Source organism: Arthrobacter celericrescens (assembly GCF_003614925.1).
GTDB lineage: Bacteria > Actinomycetota > Actinomycetes > Actinomycetales > Micrococcaceae > Arthrobacter > Arthrobacter celericrescens.
Map to the genome: position 1 here is coordinate 1 of NZ_QYLP01000041.1, position 675 is coordinate 675.

General features: G+C 65.8%; 1 protein-coding gene. It reads left to right on the forward strand.

The window, feature by feature from the left end:
- Nucleotides 1–546 (forward strand): transposase (locus D3654_RS10140; RefSeq protein ID WP_162943701.1); only part of this gene is annotated, 546 nt, incomplete at its 5' end.
- Nucleotides 547–675 lie beyond the last annotated feature (129 nt).

Here is a 675-nt window from a genome sequence, read left to right on the forward strand (position 1 = left end):
CGCACCGCCGTGGCGGTCGATCATTTCCACCTGGTCTCACTGGCCAACCAGGCCGTGACCGAGGCACGGCAGAACCTTTCCCAACAGACCAAGGGCCGGCGCGGCCGGGCCGTGGACAAGGCCTGGGCCCACCGGATGCTGCTCCTGCGCGCCGGCGACACGCTCACGGCGAACGCCGGCTACCGCCTGGGCGAGGTCTTCGCCGCCGATGACCCGACCGGGAAACTGCAGGCAGTGTGGAAAGTCAAGGAACAGCTCCGGACGCTCCTGCGCACCGGGTCCCTGGCCGATGCCGCCGCTGCGAAAGAGGAACTCAAGGCCCTGGTCGAGGCTGCCGGGCGGCCGGAGACGAACAAGCTCTACCGCACCGTCTGCCGGTGGTGGAAAGAAATCGAAGTCCTCATCGTCACCGGCGCCACGACCGGCAAGGTCGAGGCCAACAACACCGCTATCAAGCAGATCAAGCGCACCGCGCGCGGATACCGGAACCCCGGCAACTACAAATCGATTATCCTCATGAAAAGTGCCGTCCGGACGGCGGCATGACACTCATCCGGGAATCCCCTTCCCCACGAACCACGAAGAGCCCTGTTGGGAAAGGTTCTGCCGTGCCTCGGTCACGGCCTGGTTGGCCAGTGAGACCAGGTGGAAATGATCGACCGCCACGGCGGTGCG